This is a genomic window from Anaerobutyricum soehngenii (assembly GCF_009697165.1).
Classification (GTDB): Bacteria; Bacillota; Clostridia; order Lachnospirales; family Lachnospiraceae; genus Anaerobutyricum; species Anaerobutyricum soehngenii.
This window is the reverse complement of the sequence record NZ_VULP01000005.1, coordinates 93609-110932: the sequence shown is the minus strand read 5'-3', so window position 1 is coordinate 110932 and position 17324 is coordinate 93609. Positions and strand designations below refer to the sequence as shown.

Genomic DNA, 17324 nt, shown 5'->3' with positions numbered 1-17324 from the left:
AACCTGTAAGCTTAGAGAGTGTTTGAAAAAGAAAGGCAGGGAATTATAATGGCATTATTAGATGTAAAAAATGTTCGTAAAGTATATACAACACGTTTTGGCGGAAATCAGGTGGAAGCATTAAAAGATGTAAACTTTTCTGTGGAGCAGGGCGAATATGTAGCAATTATGGGGGAATCTGGTTCAGGAAAAAGTACACTTCTTAATATTTTAGCGGCACTCGATAGGCCGACGGAAGGAAAGGTATTTTTAAAAGAAAAAGATTTAAGTAAAGTAAAAGAAAAAGAGATGGCGGCATTCCGCAGGAATAATCTGGGATTTGTATTTCAGGACTTTAATCTTTTAGATACTTTTTCTTTAAAGGATAATATTTTTCTTCCTCTTGTACTTTCCGGAACATCTCATAAAGAAATGGAAAGAAGACTTCTTCCACTTGCAGATAAACTTGGTATCAAAAACTTGCTGGAGAAGTATCCCTATGAAGTTTCGGGAGGACAAAAGCAAAGAGCTGCCGTTGCAAGAGCAGTTATCACACAGCCACAGCTTCTGCTGGCGGACGAGCCGACTGGAGCCCTGGATTCTAAGGCAGCAAAAGAACTGTTGCGTTTATTTACCCATTTAAATCAGGATGGACAGACCATCCTTATGGTAACACATAGTGTAAAAGCGGCAAGCACAGCAGGGCGGGTTTTATTTATTAAAGACGGCAAAGTATTTCATCAGATTTACAAAGGAAACCTCAGCGAGACACAGATGTATCAGAAGATTTCTGATACAATGACTGCAATTACAGCGGGAGGTGAGGATGATGAATAGTAAAATTTATGGAAAGCTTGCAGTAACGAATTTAAAAAATAATAGGAAAAGTTATATTCCATATATTTTAGCATCTGCATTTTCTGTGATGATGTATTTTACTATGGATAATCTGTACCGAAATCGTTCTCTAGTAGAAAAAGGTAGTCCGCTTGCGATTATGTTGTCTTATGCAGCAGCGGTAATTCTTATTTTTTCGATTATCTTTTTGTTTTATATCAATAGTTTTTTAATTAAACGCCGGAAAAAGGAATTGGGAATATATAATATTCTGGGAATGGGAAAAGGACATCTTGGCAAAATGCTTTTTCTTGAATCTGTAATAACAACGGTGGCAAGTATCATTGGTGGTATTTTAGCAGGCATTCTTTTGGGCAAACTCGTGTATCTTATATTATTGAAAATACTGCATATGGGTGGAAAGATAGAGTATAGAATCTCACTGGCATCTATTGGAATGACAACGATTTTTTTTGGCGCAATTTTTATTTTGATCTTTCTGTATAACCTTTTACAGATGAAGCTTTCAAATCCAATCGAACTGCTGCGTGGAGGAAATACGGGAGAACGAGAGCCAAAGACAAAATGGATTATGACGATAATCGGAATCCTCTGTTTAGCAGGAGGTTATTCTATCGCACTTATAACAAAAGAACCGATGGCGGCATTAGGAAAGTTCTTCATTGCAGTTATACTTGTTATTATAGGGACGTATGCCCTGTTTATGGCAGGAAGTATTGCATTTTTAAAAATGCTCCGAAACAAAAAAAGCTATTATTATAAGACGAGACATTTTACAGCCGTATCAGGCATGATCTACCGAATGAAACAGAATGCGGTAGGTCTTGCAAACATCTGCATATTAAGCACAATGGTTCTTGTGATGGTTTCTATGACAGTATCCTTATATGGGGGATTGAATGATGTGATTGTGACCCGTTTTCCATATGAGGCACAAATCACAAGTTCAGGAATCAATCAAAAAGAAGAAGGACAGATAGAAGAAATTATAAAGAATATGACAAAGAAAAATCACACAGTGCCAACTTCACAGATACGTTTTCATGTAGGGCGATTTACAACAGTATATAATAACAAAACGAAGAAGCTTGATATGATGGCAGCGGGGGATTATAGCAATTCAAATGCTGTAGATTTAGTCATGATTCCACTTTCTGATTACAATCAAACAGAAGGGAAGAATGTAAAACTGAAAGAAAATGAAGTTCTTCTTTATCATAGAAATCATAAAAGAACTCATAAAAAAAGTGATACAGAAGCCCTAAAAAATAAGAAAGTCATTCAGTTAAATAGCATCTCATATAAAGTAGTCGATGAATTAGACAGACTAGCAATAGCAAAAGCTGATACAACTAGTTTCATAGATGGATGGTATGTAGTAGTCAAAGACAGCAGTATCATCACATCCTATTTAAAAGATATTTACGAGAATAGTAATATATATGATGGACTGAAAGAATATTATGGGAAAATACAGTACAGTTACAGTTTTAATTTAAACGGAAACAGAGCAAATCGTGCAAAAACAGAAAAAAGTATTCAGAAACAGCTTCAGAAAAAATTTGCGAATTGTTCCATTGAAAGTAGAGAATTAAGCAGAGAAAGTTTTTATGAACTTTACGGTGGGTTTCTCTTCATCGGTATCTTCCTCGGAATCATATTCCTGATGGCAACGACACTCATCATCTACTACAAACAGATATCTGAAGGGTATGATGACAGAGAACGCTACCAGATCATGCAGAAAGTCGGAATGAGCAAAAAAGAAGTCAGACAGTCCATAAGAAGCCAGGTGCTACTCGTCTTCTTCCTGCCACTGATTATGGCGGTCATTCATCTGGCATTTGCTTTTAAAATTATCACAAAGCTACTCAGTGTGTTAAACCTTACGAATATATCATTATTTTTCATGTATACAGTAGGAACAGTAGCGGTATTTGCAGTAATCTATGCGATAATTTATAGCATAACAGCAAGAGAATATTACAAAATACTAATTTGATGGGGACCCAGACGCCGCTTTAATAGAAGATATTGAGCTGAATTGTATGGAGTCTTCTAAAGAAAAAAGAATGGTTATAAGTTAGATTTTGTTCCGTTGCGCTAGGCATTCCATTCTGCCCAGAAAAACAGGAACTTGGGAAAAACGAGTCCCAAGTTCCTATGGTCAGAATTCCATAGCGCAAAGTCACAAAATGCAATACTTATAACCATTCTTTTTTCTTTACCATAGTTTCCTTACAATTCAGCATAAAATTTTGTTTTAGCGGCTGTCTGTTTTTGGAAGTAAATAGCAAATTGGTGATTTGTGTTGGAAAGAGAAGGGGATTATCCAGAAGATTATGAGAGTTAACCAGAGAAAAATTCGCCAGAAGAGAAATTTCTTCTTACAGAATTGTAAGGATATTATAGTGAAAGAAAACGAATTAAGTAGAAGGCGTGGATTTCACTGTTATTTTCTTATGGATAAATAGTTCTTACGGTTTTGCTGAAAAAAGTAGTGGATGTAGTAAAGTAATGCTATACTATAAATAGTTATGAAGAATAAAAAGGAAGGTGCGGGGATATGAACACACATTCATCGGGGTATTACAGTATTGACGAAGAGTATACGATTATTGGTTTTAATGATACAGCAAAGGAGATTTATCCAAATCTTCAGAAAGGGATAAAGTGCTATAAGGCATTGATGGGACTGGACTCGCCCTGTCCACCCTGTCCGGTAATGAATAAGATTTACGGACCGAGAACATATCTTGATCCTATTCGAAAGATTTATGAAACTGTTGATGCTGTAGAGCTGAAGCTTTCAGATGAAAAAGTAGGACATGCAATGGTATTTAGTACGGTTGCGGAAGGAGAACGTCTGGCAAGCGCTATTCCTACAGGGGAGAAGGCTCTTAGGTTAGTGGGAGCGATTAATCTTCTGGCATCAGACTATATAGCTGTTTATGGAGTGAGCAGGCAGACAGGAGCCGTTTCTGTGTACCGTTCTCAGTATCAGTTAGAATGGGATGAAAAAAGTATAGATTATAGAGATACAGATGACAGGATGCAATATGATATCTTACGGGAAGCTTTTATAAAAAAATATGTACACCCGGATGAACAGGCATATATGTTTGAGCAGACAGAACTTTCGGTGGTGCAGAAACGACTTTCTCAGACATCTGGTTTTAAATTACATTGCAGAATAAAAACAACCCAGACACACTATTATTATTTAATGATAGCCAGAGATGGGGAAGTAGAGAGTTATGAAGATTTTGTCATTGCACTGGTATGTGAAGATGATGATGTAAGTGCTCGAAAGATTTATGAGAAGCAGTTAAATTTGCTCATTGCATCTATTACAGATGCAGCAGGATATTTTCATATGGATGTGACTGCAGATAAAATATTAAATGTTGGAGGAACTTCTCAGATTGCTTATATGATCGATCAACAATTGTCAATTGATGAGTTTATTGCAGGTACAGCAAAATATATTCCTTCGTTAAAAGACCGTCAGGATTTTATTGCAGCTTATTGCCGGGAATCAATGCTTCGCAGTTATCAGTCCGGTCAAGTAGAGATTGTCCGGGTATCACGTTGTTACTATGATGATGATGTAGCAAGAATTTCCCGATATGCAGCGCGTCTTTTTGTAAATCCTGCTAATGATCATCTAGAAGCTGTATTATATGGAAAAGATGTTACAGCAGTCCAGGAAGCCTATGAGACCCAGGTCAGCATTGTTAAGACATTAAGTAGTAATTACCTGAATGTTTATTTAATCCACTCGCGGGAAAAAACACTGTCCATTATTAAGCAGGAAGATTATACAGTATCCGAATCTGATAGAAAAAATGAAAATGTATATGCCTATGAGGCATTTTTTGATAAATATATTAATGAATGTGTCTACGCAGAAGATCGTTTGATGATGCAGGAGGCACTGCAATTTGACAATGTAATGGAGACCCTTTCCGGGGAAAAAGAATATAAAGGAAATTACCGTATTGTCAAAGAAGGCAAAATACAGTATTATCAGTTCCGGTTTATCAGAGATGAAGAATCAGGGATCATCGTTCTTGGATTTTTAAATGTAGATGATGTTGTTGCAAAAGAAATTCACCAGAAGAGATTACTTCAGGAAGCTTTAAGTACAGCAAAACAGGCCAACGCAGCAAAGTCAAACTTTCTTTCACGAATGTCTCATGACATGCGCACGCCATTAAATGGTATTATCGGTCTTTTAGAAATTGATAAAAAACATGAAGAGGATATAACGTTTTTAAAGAGAAATCGCGAGAAGGCAAATATTGCTGCGAATCATCTTTTGTCGTTGATTAATGATGTTCTTGATATGTCTAAAATAGAAGAAGGGGAACTGGTATTGTCCCATGAACCGTTTAATGTTATTGAACAGGGGCAAGAGATTATGACGATTATTGGTATGCAGGCACAAGAACAGGGACTTACTACAGTAATGGAGGTCGAGCCGGAAGTTTATGAGAATCCTTATATTTATGGAAGTCCATTACATTTAATCCGGGCAATGATGAATATCTACAGCAACTGTATAAAGTATAATAAAGAGAATGGAGAGATTCGAACCCATGTCAGACTTCTTCATTCAGATGAAAAAATACTTACATATCAGTGGACGATCAGCGATACAGGAATTGGTATCAGTGAAGACTATCTAAATAGGATATTTGAACCGTTTACACAGGAAGGAACAGATGCAAGAAGTGTTTATCAGGGAACCGGTCTGGGAATGAGTATTGCAAAAGCATTATTTGAACAGATGGGAGGAAGTATTGAGGTTTTCAGTAAGCTGGGAGAAGGAAGCACCTTCGTTATCACACTTCCTTTTGAACGGGCACGGGAGTTAAAGACAACGGTTATAGAAAAAACAGAAAGAGAATCTATTCAAGATATAAAAATTCTTCTTGCAGAAGATAATGAACTAAATCAGGAAGTTGCAAGAATTCTTTTAGAAGAAGAAGGAGCCAAAGTCTTTTGTGTAAATAATGGGCAAAAAGCAGTAGAAGCATTTTCTACACATCCTGCGGGCAGCTATGATCTTATCCTGATGGATATTATGATGCCGGTTATGGGAGGCTACGAAGCAACAAGGCAGATTCGCCGGCTAGACAGAACAGATGCTCAATCCATTCCCATCATAGCATTAACAGCAAATGCATTTGCAGAAGATATTCAGCATGCAATGGATGCAGGAATGAATGCCCATGCTGCTAAACCATTAAATATAAAAACAATAAAAAAAATAATTATAAACCAATTAAAATAATAAACTCCTGATTTGTAGATTTAATGTAGACGAAAAAAGAAAAAATAATCCATCCCATCTGCTCTGTAGTCGCTATATTTAAGATGCTCATTTGCATCTTAAACACGCTCCCAAGCCGCATCTGGGATGGATTATTTTTTCTTTTTTCTGACTATGCTAAATCCACTAGTTGGGCAACGTGGAATGTACCAGAAGGATATGACTTTCCAGGAAATTAAATTCTACAGGATTGACGCATTTCTTCTGGAAATTTTATCTGAATAAGAATCGTAGATTTCTGGACAAACCCCTCTCTCTTATTTTTTAACTAATTTGTAGGAAGAGGTTAGATAGCTGCTGTAATAGAACTTTTTGCTGAATTGTAAGGAAAGTATAGCAAAGAAAAGAAGATTAAATACAATTCAGTCACATACAACAATTTGAATGTCAATCCTTTAGACTTTAATTCCCCGATAATCCTTAACCTTCTGGAGAAGCCCCATTCTCGCCAACTGTAGATTTAGATAGCCAGAAAAAAGAAAAAAATAATACATCCCAGATGCGGCTTGGGAGCGTGTTTAAGATGCGGATGAGCATCTTAAACACAGTGACTACAGAGCAGATGGGATGTATTATTTTTTTCTTTTTTCGTCTATACCAAATCTACAAATCAGTAGTTCTTGATTTTGTAGGAGAGCTGTGTTAGAATGTATGCAAACAAATATTCGGAACATATGTTTATAAAGAGGTGATACTATGACAGAAACAGAGATTTCTCTGGAGAGAAAGTTAAAGATTTTAGCAGATGCAGCGAAGTATGATGTTGCGTGTACTTCGAGTGGGTCAAGTCGAAGAGGGAAGAAGGGGCATCTTGGGAATACGGTATCTGCGGGTATCTGTCATACATTTTCTTCAGATGGGCGCTGTGTTTCGCTCTTAAAGATTCTTTTTAGTAATGATTGTGTTTTTGACTGCAAGTATTGTCCGAGTCGTGCTGCGAACGAGAAGGAAAGAGCAACATTTACCCCGGAAGAGATTTGCAGGCTTGTGGTGGAGTTTTATCGTCGGAATTATATTGAGGGGCTGTTTTTAAGTTCTGCGGTGGTGAAGAGTCCGGCATATACGATGGAGCGAATGTACGAGGCGATTTATATGCTTCGGAATAAGTATCATTTTAATGGTTATATTCACGTGAAGGCGATACCAGGGGCACCGGATGATATTATATATGCACTTGGATTTTTAGTAGACAGAATGAGTGTGAATCTGGAATTACCTACTGCCGAAGGTTTGAAGAGACTGGCACCGAATAAGAAGCCAAAGAATCTGATTCGGCCGATTCAGCAGATTCAGAGAGGGATACAGACGCAGAGAGTAGCACTTGGTAAGGATAGCCGAATGGAGCGGGCGAAGGGAAATCAATATTTGTCGAATAGCATATTTAATGAGAAGAATGTTTCTGGTATTCATGGAAAGTCCGTTGTTTCCCTCATGGAAGGTACACAGAAAAATGAAACCAATATGGAGAATAATATAGGGAATAATAAAGATAATTTGCAAGATAAAGATTTTTTACCGTCTAATTTTTTACAGAATATAGGAAAGAGAACACAATCCCGCTTTGTTCCATCGGGGCAGAGTACCCAGATGATTATAGGGGCATCAGGTGAGAGTGATTTTCATTTGTTATCATTGACACAGCAGCTATACCAGCAGTATGATATGAAGAGGGTTTTTTATTCAGCGTATGTGCCATTGAATGATGATCCGGAACTTCCAGCAATTGGAACCGCACCACCTCTTTTACGGGAACATCGTTTATATCAGGCAGACTGGCTGCTTCGGTACTATGGATTTCAGGCGGATGAGCTCCTAAGTTCGGACCGGCCGAATTTTAATACATTTATAGATCCGAAGTGCGACTGGGCATTGCGACATCTAGAATACTTTCCTGTAGAGATTAATCAGGCAAGCTATGAACAGCTGCTTCGTGTTCCGGGAATAGGGAATAAGTCCGCAGGGCGAATTGTCAGGGCAAGAAGACAGGCGGCACTTGATTTTGAAGATATCAAGAAGATGGGAGTGGTATTAAAGCGGGCAGTTTATTTTATAACCTGCAGAGGTAAGATGAAGTATCATACACCGATAGAAGAAGACTTTATTACCCGCCAGCTTATTGGGACGAATCAGAAAGATAACTGGAAGATAGAGCATCCAACAACATACAGACAGCTATCTTTATTTGATGATTTTAATTTGACGTGAACTCCCCAGCACCTAAAGAAAGCAGAAATGATATGGTAATTTTTACATGTAAAGATAGATTTGATGATATGATGACCTGTATTTACGAAGCGTGGGCATCCCATCTTGGACATAATAATATAAAGTTAAGAACAGAGCCGATTGGAACAATGAAACTTTTTTGTGAATACCGTCATGTGGAGGCAGATAAAGAGAAAACAGAGAGTGTAATAAGAACGATTCAACAAAAGATTTCCTTTCGTGCATATCAGATGGTATATCATGCAGCGATGGCAGCGGATGAAGAGGAGAAGCTTGATAGCATCTATCGTTTTTTAATATTGGGATTCCATTATGGAAGGCAGATTCTAGATTCACTACAGAATCCGATCGTAATGAAAATATTTGAGCTAGAACGAAAAGCAAGTAATGAAGCACATATATTTCGGGAATGTATTCGGTTTACCGAGATGGATCATCACATACTTGTGGGGATAATTTCTCCTAGATGTGATGTTATTACCTTACTTGCACCACATTTTGTGGATAGATTACCTTCTGAAGACTGGATGATCATAGATGATAACAGAAGAACAGCAGTGGTACATCCGGCAGACCAGCCATATTATCTGACATCTCTTTCCGAAGAAGAAATGTCAGAATTCCTAGCAAGAGAATCTACAGCAAAGGATACCGATAGTATGACTGCACTGTGGAAAACATTCTTTCAGACGATTGGGATTAAAGAACGTAAGAATCCCGTATGTCAGCGCAATCTTATACCGCTCTGGTATAGAAAGCACATGTCAGAAATGCAGGATTAATCCTGAAAGAATCGGGTTTCTAACGAAAAATTGTTCCAAAGTTTTCCTGATCGTAAATTTTAAGTAATTCCTGTACGCCTTCTTTTACTTCATCACGAGTAAAATCTGCTGCTTCAAGTTCAGCATCAGCCATACGATTTAGATCATAATAGAAGAACAGACCGACTTTTAATATGTCCGGATTAATTGGATTAGCATATTCATAGAGAATATCTTCTGCATCATTAATATTGCCATCGTTGATCATTTGCTTTAACTTAGGATAGAGCGTATTTTCCTGAAGAAGACCTTTTTCAGCATCAAGCCAGCATCCCGGTTTGATTCCATAAGCAATTTTAAGATAAGTTTCTATTAATTCATTTGTTAAGCGTAAGTCAAAATCATCACGAAGCATGTTGTAAAACCTCCTGTTTTTTATAATGTACTCATAGACTCTTCTCACAAAAGTAAGGATGTGAAGAATCCCAAAGTACATAGCATCATTAAACTTTATAATTATACACTAGAGTTCGCGGAAATTTCAATATTTATCTTATGGCAATTAAGTAAAATCCCATAAAAGTTCAGAATTGTAAATGAAATATATTTACAAAGCATGAGACGTTTTACGAAGTATTATAGAGAAGTATTATAGAAGAGTTATGATTAAAAATCTTTTGACATTAGGAATATTTTGTCATAAATTATAAGTATTAAAGAATACTTCGTCATTCTTATTGTGAGATACGCATCATGCAATGCATGATAACCTCTATTGGGATTAGAGAAGTAATTGGGGATGGAGAAATCGTATGGAAGATGCTTATGTATTACAGCTTTTAGAACCGAAGTTTAAAGGGTTTCATTTGTTGTTTTGTGGGTATGCGGAGTGTGAACCTCTACATAGTTATGGACCGGCAACAAGGCCAAATTATATTATTCATTATGTAATGGGAGGAAAGGGGATATATCAGGTTGGAGAAAAGAAGTACCATATTTCCAAAGGACAGATATTTTTAATTGAACCAGAGAGCCTGACATTTTATCAGGCTGATAAAGAGGAACCATGGACATATTTATGGGTTGGATTTGGAGGAACAGAAGCAAAGAGTTTTATTCAGGATGTTGGATTGAACAGCAGACAGTTAGTCTGTCAGTGTGAAGGAGGAGAAGAACTTAAAGAAATAGTATTTTCCATGTTGAAACATACAAAATCAACAACAGAGAATTTATATTATTTACAGGGAAGATTGTTCGATTTTTTTTCGGTTCTTGCAAGAGAAATTACATTGAGGCAGTTTGAAGATGATACAACGGAAAGTATGCATGTTCAGGAGGCAATTGATTATATCAAGAATAATTATTCGCAGGGGATTACGGTAAATGATATAGCGGATTATCTGGCTTTGAACCGAAGTTATCTGTATACTGTTTTTAAAAAAAGTCTAAATATCTCTCCGAAAGCTTTTTTGACGAAGTTTCGTATTTCAAGAGCGAAGGAACAACTAACATTAACGGACTTTTCAATTGAATATATCGCACATTCTTGTGGATATAAAAGTGCTTTAAATTTTGAAAAAGCATTTAAACAGGAAACGGGAGGTACCCCAAGTAAATATCGCAAAGAAAACAGAAAGACAACAAAGGAACGTTTATTACGTGTACAAAAAGAACTGGAGGAATATGGAGACAAAAAGACAAAATATTTGTAGTTGTTAAAGATAGTTATAAATCATAGATAGAAATAATTTACATATAAAATGATATAAACAACACCCGATAGACAACATTTTGAATGGTTTTACAAACAAAATGTGCTAACGGGTGTTATTTTTTGGGGTTATACTGTAATCAGTTAGGAACAAGCGCGCAAAATTCCTCAGAAAAATAATTAAATTAAGAGATAGATTGTTCTGGAGGAGGAAAAGGATGAGTAATCAAAAAAGTACAAATAAACATCCGCAGTATAAATATGCGTCTACAAGAGAAAAATATTGTTTTGGTATCGGTGCGATAGGTAAAGATGCCATTTGTAATCTGGTTGGCTCTTTTTTAATGTTATATTTTACAGATACCTTATATTTAGCACCAGCTTTTGTTGGTGTACTGTTTCTGGTGGCAAGAATATGGGATGCGATTAATGATCCCGTAATGGGAATGATTTGTGATAATACACATACAAAGTTTGGAAAGTTCAGAATATGGCTTGTTATTGGAACATTACTAAATTCTGTTGTATTCGTACTATTGTTCCATAGCTTTCATTTATCAGGCACTTCATTATATATTTATGTATCGGTAATGTATATACTTTATGGAATGACATATACGATTATGGATGTACCATATTGGTCATGGCTTCCAAACTTAACAAATGATCCACATGAGCGGGAGAGAGTATCTGTTATTCCAAGATTTTTTGCAAGTCTTGCAGGATTTTCAGTAGCAACATTTGGACTGTATATCATTAATCATTTAAATAAAATAGCTGGGGAGAAAAATCTCTATGCAGAAACAGGATATACATTATTTGCGATAATTATTGCAGTTATCTTTATCGTAGCAATCGGTATTACTGTATTTAACGTAAAAGAAGAATCAACAATCGGAGTTTACGCAGAGAAAACAAGTTTAAAACAGGCTTTCCGTATCATTATTAAAAATGATCAGTTACTTGCTTTTATTGGAATTTTACTTACATTTAACCTTTGTACACAGATTGCAAAAAGTTTTGCCGTTTATTATTTCAAGTGCGTATGTGGAAATGAATATTTATATTCTATTTTTGGATTTGCCATTATTGCTGAAATGGCCGGTTTGGTATGTTTCCCTAAAATTTCAACAAAGATTAGTCGTGAAAAAGTATATGCATATGCGTGTGTGCTTCCGATTGCAGGATTTATTTTACTTGGAATCGCAGGATTCATTGCACCAAAAAGTGCAGTACTTGTTGTAATCTGTTGTGCGTTATTATTCTTTGGTTCAGGACTTTCCTTAGGAGTTACAACATGCTGTATGGCAGATGTTATCGATTATGGAGAAGTAAAATTTGGAGTTCGAAATGAAAGTGTTACCTGTTCAGCACAGACATTTTTGATGAAAGCAGCAACAGCAGCAGCTGGAGGCTTAAGCGGAGTAGGACTTCAGGTTGTAGGATATAATGCAAAAGCAGCAGTACAGAGTGCAGGAACTATTTTAGGTATACGTGTACTTATGATTGTCATTCCGGTTATCCTTGCAGTAGTTAGTTTCTTAATTTATAAGAAATGCTATAAGTTAAAAGGTGCCGCAATGGAAGAAGTAACAGAGAAAGTAAATGAAATTCATGCACAGAGAAAAATAGTGACGGAATAAAAAGAGAGGCAGGAGAATCATTTATGGAAAAAATTATTTTTCACAAAGAAACAAAAACATTTCATTTATATAACGAAGAAATCAGCTATATTATGTGTGTCTTAGAAAACGGACATATGGGACAATTATATTATGGAAAAAGAATTCATGACAAACCAGATTTCTCCTACCTTGTAGAAAAATGTGGTCGTCCGATGACTTCTTACATTTTTGAGGGAGACCGAAGCTTTTCTTTAGAGCATATAAGACAAGAATATCCTGTCTATGGAACAACAGATTATCGACATCCGGCAATTGAAATTATGCAGGAAAATGGAAGTAATATTTCTGAATTTAAGTATGTAGGTTATGAGATTTTAAAGGGAAAACCATCGTTAAAAGGACTTCCGGCAACTTATACAGAAAGTGAGGAAGAGGCAGAAACATTAAAAATTATATTAAAAGATAGTCTGACAGGAGCAAAACTTACATTATTATATACTATTTTTTCTAAAGGAAGTGCAATAGCCAGAAGCGCACATATATGTAATGAAGGAGAAAAAGTATTACATTTGCAGACGATGATGAGTCTTAATTTAGATCTTCCGGACAAGGATTATGTGTGGATGCAGCTTTCTGGGGCATGGTCTAGAGAACGATATGTAAAGAATCGTATATTAGAACAGGGCATTACTGCAATAGACAGTATGCGAGGAAATTCTTCACATGAACACAATCCATTTATGGTACTGAAACGTCCGAATGCAGGAGAAACATCGGGAGAGGTTATTGGATTTAGTTTAATCTACAGTGGAAATTTCCGAATGCAGGCAGAAGTAGATACCCATGATGTAACAAGGATTACTGTAGGAATTAATCCAGATCGATTTGACTGGAAATTAGAACCAGGGGAGGAATTTCAAACTCCGGAAGCGGTTATGGTCTATTCTGATCAAGGGTTAAATAAGATGAGTCAGACTTTTCATCGTTTATATGCAAAAAGACTTGCCAGAGGTTATTGGCGGGACCGTCCAAGACCAATTTTAAATAATAATTGGGAAGCAACTTATTTTAATTTTACAGAAGATCGTCTTGTTCAAATTGCTTCTAAAGCAAAAGAATGTGGAGTAGAGCTTTTTGTATTAGATGATGGATGGTTTGGACAAAGAAATGATGACCATGCAGGTTTAGGTGATTGGGTTGCAAATCCAGAAAGACTTCCGAATGGTATTAAAGGATTATCAGAGCGAATTGAAGCGATGGGAATTAAATTCGGACTGTGGTTTGAACCGGAAATGACCAATAAAGATTCTGACTTGTATCGTGCGCATCCAGATTGGATTTTGCATACACCGGGAAGAAATGCATCTCATGGCAGATATCAGTATGTTTTAGATTTTTCACGCAAAGAAGTAGTAGAGTATATTTATGAGATGATGGCAAAGATTTTATCTGAAGCAAAAGTTTCTTATATTAAATGGGATATGAACCGTAGTATTACAGAATGTTACAGTGTGGCACTGCCGGCAGATCGTCAGGGAGAAGTATTCCATCGTTATATTCTTGGCGTATATGACTTATACGAGAGACTGACATCAGAATTTCCAGAAGTACTTTTTGAATCATGTTCAAGCGGTGGTGGACGTTTTGACCCCGGAATGTTGTATTATGCACCCCAGGGATGGACGAGTGATGATTCCGATGCGATTGAACGTTTGAAAATTCAATACGGAACCTCTCTTTGTTATCCAATAAGCAGTATGGGAAGTCATGTGTCGGTCATTCCGAATCATCAGGTATTCCGAAAAACCCCGTTACATACCAGAGCAAACGTAGCTTATTTTGGTACTTTTGGCTATGAGCTTGATTTAAATAGTCTGAAAGAAGAAGAAATCGCAGAAGTAAAAGAACAGATTATTTTTATGAAAAAATATAGAAAATTATTTCAGTTTGGTGATTTTTACAGACTCAAAAGTCCATTTGAAGGAAATGAGACGATTTGGATGGTTGTGAGTGAAGATAAAAAGACAGCAATTGTTGGATATTATCGTACGTTAAATGGAGTGAATCAGGCATATAGTAGAATAAAATTACAAGGATTAGATCCAGATATGCTTTACGAAAATATTTTAAATAAAACAGAAAATTATGGAGATGAACTGATGAATTTTGGTCTGATTACAACAGATGTAACGGCAGGAGAAGTTCCGGGTGATGCAACTCCATGTACAGATTTTGAATCAAGAATTTATATTTTAAAGGCAAAAGAAAAATAAAAAGGGTAGTATGTTATGCAAAAAGAAAATCAGATAGAATCTAAAATAAGAATTCTGTTGATGGTAACAGGTATTTTATTGATCGGTCTGTGCGTGTCTTTCCTTCGAATTGCAGGCTTTGGTGTTGATCCATTTAGTGGAATGAATCTTGCAATTAGTGGATTTATTGGATGGTCATTTGGTAACTGGCAACTTGTTATAAACATCGTATTACTAATTATTGTATTTTTTACGGTGCGGCATTGCATAGGGTTAGGGACAATCATCAATATGGTATTTGTAGGATATATTGCAGACTTTATTTGTTTCCTGGTAAACGACGTTGCACAGATACATATAACAATGCCGCTTCGTATTATTGCATTAATACTTGGGCAATTCATGGCATCAATGGGAGTAGCATTGTATATGACAGCAGACATGGGAGTTGCCCCATATGATGCGGTGGCTATTATTATTGAAAAAGTAACAAAAGGAAAAATTCCATTTCATATTGCAAGAGTAAGTTCAGATATTACAGTAGTGATGATCGGGGTGCTGTTTTGCATTATAGGTAAAAACAGCGTGTGGAGTATTGTAGGAATCGGAACGATAATCAATGCATGTTGCAATGGACCGATGATACAATTTTTTAAAGAAAAGGTTATAAAACATTTGATAAGACAAAAATAAAAAATAAGTATATTTATAAAAATGATTTTGATCTATGTATTTTGGCATAGAATCAAAATCATTTTTTTGTTATAATATCCTTGCCAAAACAGGAGGAAAAATAAAATGGTAAAAATAGATTTAATTACAGGATTCTTAGGTTCAGGTAAGACCACATTTATAAAAAAATATGCAAAGTATCTTATAGATCAGGGATTAAATATCGGTATATTAGAGAATGATTTTGGGGCAGTAAATGTCGATATGATGTTACTTCAGGACATTGCAGGAGAAAAATGTACATTGGAAATGGTAGCAGGTGGATGTGATAAAGATTGTCATAGAAGAAGATTTCGCACCAAACTCATTGCAATGGGAATGTGCGGATATGACAGAGTGTTGATTGAGCCGTCCGGAATTTTCGATATGGACGAATTCTTCGATGCCCTTCATGAATCTCCGCTTGACAGATGGTATGAAATAGGAAATGTAATTACAGTCGTAGATGCAATGCTTGAAGAGAATCTCTCAGAAGACGCAGAATTCATCCTTGCATCGGAAGTAGCCAGTGCAGGCATTGTTTTATTAAGTAAAGCGCAGGAGGCAGCAGAGACCGATATAGAGCGTATAAAAGCACACCTTAATAAAGCAATGGAATCTGTCCATTGCGACCGCCGATTTGAAAAAGAAATTTTTGCCAAAGACTGGAATAAACTTTCTGACACAGATTTTAAAAGAATTCAGTCAGCAGGTTATGTTGGTGCAGATTATGAGAAAAAAGACATTGCAGAAGAAGATGCATTTCAGTCATTATATTTTATGAATTTAACTATACCGGTAGAGAAACTTGAAGAAAAAGTAAAACAAATATTTAACGACAAAGAATGTGGAAATATCTTCCGAATAAAAGGATTTATGCAGTCAAAACCAGATCAGTGGATCGAACTTAATGCCACACATCAAAATATTACTATACAACCGATAAAAAAAGGACAGGAAATCTTCATAGTAATAGGAGAAAAACTAAACAAAGAAAAGATAAATACTTATTTGTAGATTTCATATTGACGAAAAAAGAAATACTGTCCTATCCCATCTGCTCTGTAGTCGCTGTATTTAAAATGCTCATCCGCATCTTAAACACGCTCCGAAGCCGCATCTGGGATAGGGCAGTATTTCTTTTTTCTGTCTAATCTAAATCTATAGTTTGGCAACATGGAATGCACCAGAAGACTACAACTTTCCGAGAAATTAAATTCTAAAGGGTTGACATTCAAATTTCTGGTTTTCATCCCTTTAGTCTATCAAATTAGTACTTTTGTTTGAGAAAAAAGGGGATTGTCCAGAAGGGGTATCTTCTTGCTGAATTGTACTCAGTCTTCTAAAGAAAAAAAGAATGGTTATAAGTTAGATTTTGTTCCGTTGCGCTAAGCATTCCATTCTGTCCAGAAAAACAGGAACTTGGGAAAAACGAATCCCAAGTTCCCATGGTCAGAATTCCACAGCGCAAAGTCACAAAACGCAATACTTATAACCATTCTTTTTTCTTTACCATAGTTTCCTTACAATTCAGCAGGAAATTTTGTTTCAGCGGCTGTCTAGTTTTGATAACAAATAGCAAATTAGTGATTTATGTTGGAAAGAGAAGGGGGTTCTCCAGAAGATTATGATTTTTGATCAAAGAACTATTTTGCCATAAGAAAATATTCCTCGTCTGGAGCTTCTATTTAGATGAAAGCCATAGACTTCTAGACAATCCCCTCATTCTTCCTCAAATCTAAATACTAATTTCCTTCTGGAGCCAAACAGCAGAAAATCAGAAATTTAAGATAGAAGAAAATGTGATGTCGGAGCCAGTAAAAATGCCGGTCAGGTATTTTCTACGCCGCGACTATCTTCATA

11 protein-coding genes are annotated in these 17324 nt (G+C 36.2%); 10 read left to right on the top strand and 1 reads right to left on the bottom strand.

Annotation, left to right across the window (positions count from 1 at the left end):
* Nucleotides 1-48 precede the first annotated feature (48 nt).
* The 5 genes from FYJ25_RS04315 to FYJ25_RS04295 all read left to right on the top strand — a co-directional run bounded on the left by FYJ25_RS04315 (nucleotide 49) and on the right by FYJ25_RS04295 (nucleotide 9183).
* The gene (locus FYJ25_RS04315) at nucleotides 49-816 is read left to right on the top strand and encodes an ABC transporter ATP-binding protein (RefSeq protein WP_154580634.1); all 768 of its coding nucleotides are present in this window, start codon (nucleotides 49-51) and stop codon (nucleotides 814-816) included.
* A complete protein-coding gene (locus FYJ25_RS04310) occupies nucleotides 806-2839 on the top strand; it encodes an ABC transporter permease (RefSeq protein ID WP_330578261.1) in 2034 nt (677 codons plus the stop codon). Before FYJ25_RS04315 ends, FYJ25_RS04310 begins: the two co-directional genes overlap by 11 nt.
* Before the next feature lie 564 nt (nucleotides 2840-3403).
* Entirely contained in the window at nucleotides 3404-6136 is a 2733-nt protein-coding gene (locus FYJ25_RS04305; RefSeq protein ID WP_154580633.1) for a hybrid sensor histidine kinase/response regulator, read from the top strand.
* 735 nt (nucleotides 6137-6871) lie between these two features.
* Complete coding sequence (locus tag FYJ25_RS04300) at nucleotides 6872-8380, top strand: putative DNA modification/repair radical SAM protein (protein ID WP_154580632.1); 1509 nt, start codon at nucleotides 6872-6874, stop codon at nucleotides 8378-8380.
* Between the two features lie 32 nt (nucleotides 8381-8412).
* Nucleotides 8413-9183 carry a TIGR03915 family putative DNA repair protein gene (locus tag FYJ25_RS04295; protein ID WP_154580631.1) on the top strand — a complete coding sequence of 257 codons (771 nt, stop codon included), beginning with the start codon at nucleotides 8413-8415 and terminating at the stop codon, nucleotides 9181-9183.
* A gap of 19 nt (nucleotides 9184-9202) precedes the next feature.
* On the opposite strand, the gene FYJ25_RS04290 is transcribed toward FYJ25_RS04295, so the two are convergent.
* Nucleotides 9203-9577 (bottom strand): DUF6483 family protein, encoded by a 375-nt coding sequence (locus FYJ25_RS04290; protein ID WP_005350747.1) that lies wholly within the window; start codon nucleotides 9575-9577, stop codon nucleotides 9203-9205.
* 397 nt (nucleotides 9578-9974) lie between these two features.
* Here FYJ25_RS04290 and FYJ25_RS04285 point away from each other — a divergent pair, with 397 nt between their 5' ends.
* The 5 genes from FYJ25_RS04285 to FYJ25_RS04265 all read left to right on the top strand — a co-directional run bounded on the left by FYJ25_RS04285 (nucleotide 9975) and on the right by FYJ25_RS04265 (nucleotide 16478).
* Complete coding sequence (locus tag FYJ25_RS04285; protein WP_154580630.1) at nucleotides 9975-10874, top strand: AraC family transcriptional regulator; 900 nt, start codon at nucleotides 9975-9977, stop codon at nucleotides 10872-10874.
* 217 nt (nucleotides 10875-11091) lie between these two features.
* The gene (gene melB, locus FYJ25_RS04280; protein ID WP_154580629.1) at nucleotides 11092-12516 is read left to right on the top strand and encodes a melibiose:sodium transporter MelB; all 1425 of its coding nucleotides are present in this window, start codon (nucleotides 11092-11094) and stop codon (nucleotides 12514-12516) included.
* A 23-nt stretch (nucleotides 12517-12539) separates the two neighbouring features.
* Nucleotides 12540-14771 carry an alpha-galactosidase gene (locus tag FYJ25_RS04275; protein ID WP_154580628.1) on the top strand — a complete coding sequence of 744 codons (2232 nt, stop codon included), beginning with the start codon at nucleotides 12540-12542 and terminating at the stop codon, nucleotides 14769-14771.
* Between the two features lie 15 nt (nucleotides 14772-14786).
* Nucleotides 14787-15443, top strand: a complete 657-nt coding sequence (locus FYJ25_RS04270; protein WP_154580627.1) for a YczE/YyaS/YitT family protein — start codon at nucleotides 14787-14789, stop codon at nucleotides 15441-15443.
* 105 nt (nucleotides 15444-15548) lie between these two features.
* Nucleotides 15549-16478, top strand: a complete 930-nt coding sequence (locus tag FYJ25_RS04265) for a GTP-binding protein (RefSeq protein ID WP_154580626.1) — start codon at nucleotides 15549-15551, stop codon at nucleotides 16476-16478.
* The last annotated feature ends 846 nt before the right edge of the window (nucleotides 16479-17324 follow it).

Coding starts and splice junctions, on each gene's coding strand:
- FYJ25_RS04285 (WP_154580630.1), top strand. CDS start 9,975: ATGGAAGATGCTTATGTATTACAGCTTTTAGAACCGAAGTTTAAAGGG.
- FYJ25_RS04275 (WP_154580628.1), top strand. CDS start 12,540: ATGGAAAAAATTATTTTTCACAAAGAAACAAAAACATTTCATTTATAT.
- FYJ25_RS04305 (WP_154580633.1), top strand. CDS start 3,404: ATGAACACACATTCATCGGGGTATTACAGTATTGACGAAGAGTATACG.
- FYJ25_RS04265 (WP_154580626.1), top strand. CDS start 15,549: ATGGTAAAAATAGATTTAATTACAGGATTCTTAGGTTCAGGTAAGACC.
- FYJ25_RS04315 (WP_154580634.1), top strand. CDS start 49: ATGGCATTATTAGATGTAAAAAATGTTCGTAAAGTATATACAACACGT.
- melB (WP_154580629.1), top strand. CDS start 11,092: ATGAGTAATCAAAAAAGTACAAATAAACATCCGCAGTATAAATATGCG.
- FYJ25_RS04290 (WP_005350747.1), bottom strand. CDS start 9,577: ATGCTTCGTGATGATTTTGACTTACGCTTAACAAATGAATTAATAGAA.
- FYJ25_RS04270 (WP_154580627.1), top strand. CDS start 14,787: ATGCAAAAAGAAAATCAGATAGAATCTAAAATAAGAATTCTGTTGATG.
- FYJ25_RS04310 (WP_330578261.1), top strand. CDS start 806: ATGATGAATAGTAAAATTTATGGAAAGCTTGCAGTAACGAATTTAAAA.
- FYJ25_RS04300 (WP_154580632.1), top strand. CDS start 6,872: ATGACAGAAACAGAGATTTCTCTGGAGAGAAAGTTAAAGATTTTAGCA.
- FYJ25_RS04295 (WP_154580631.1), top strand. CDS start 8,413: ATGGTAATTTTTACATGTAAAGATAGATTTGATGATATGATGACCTGT.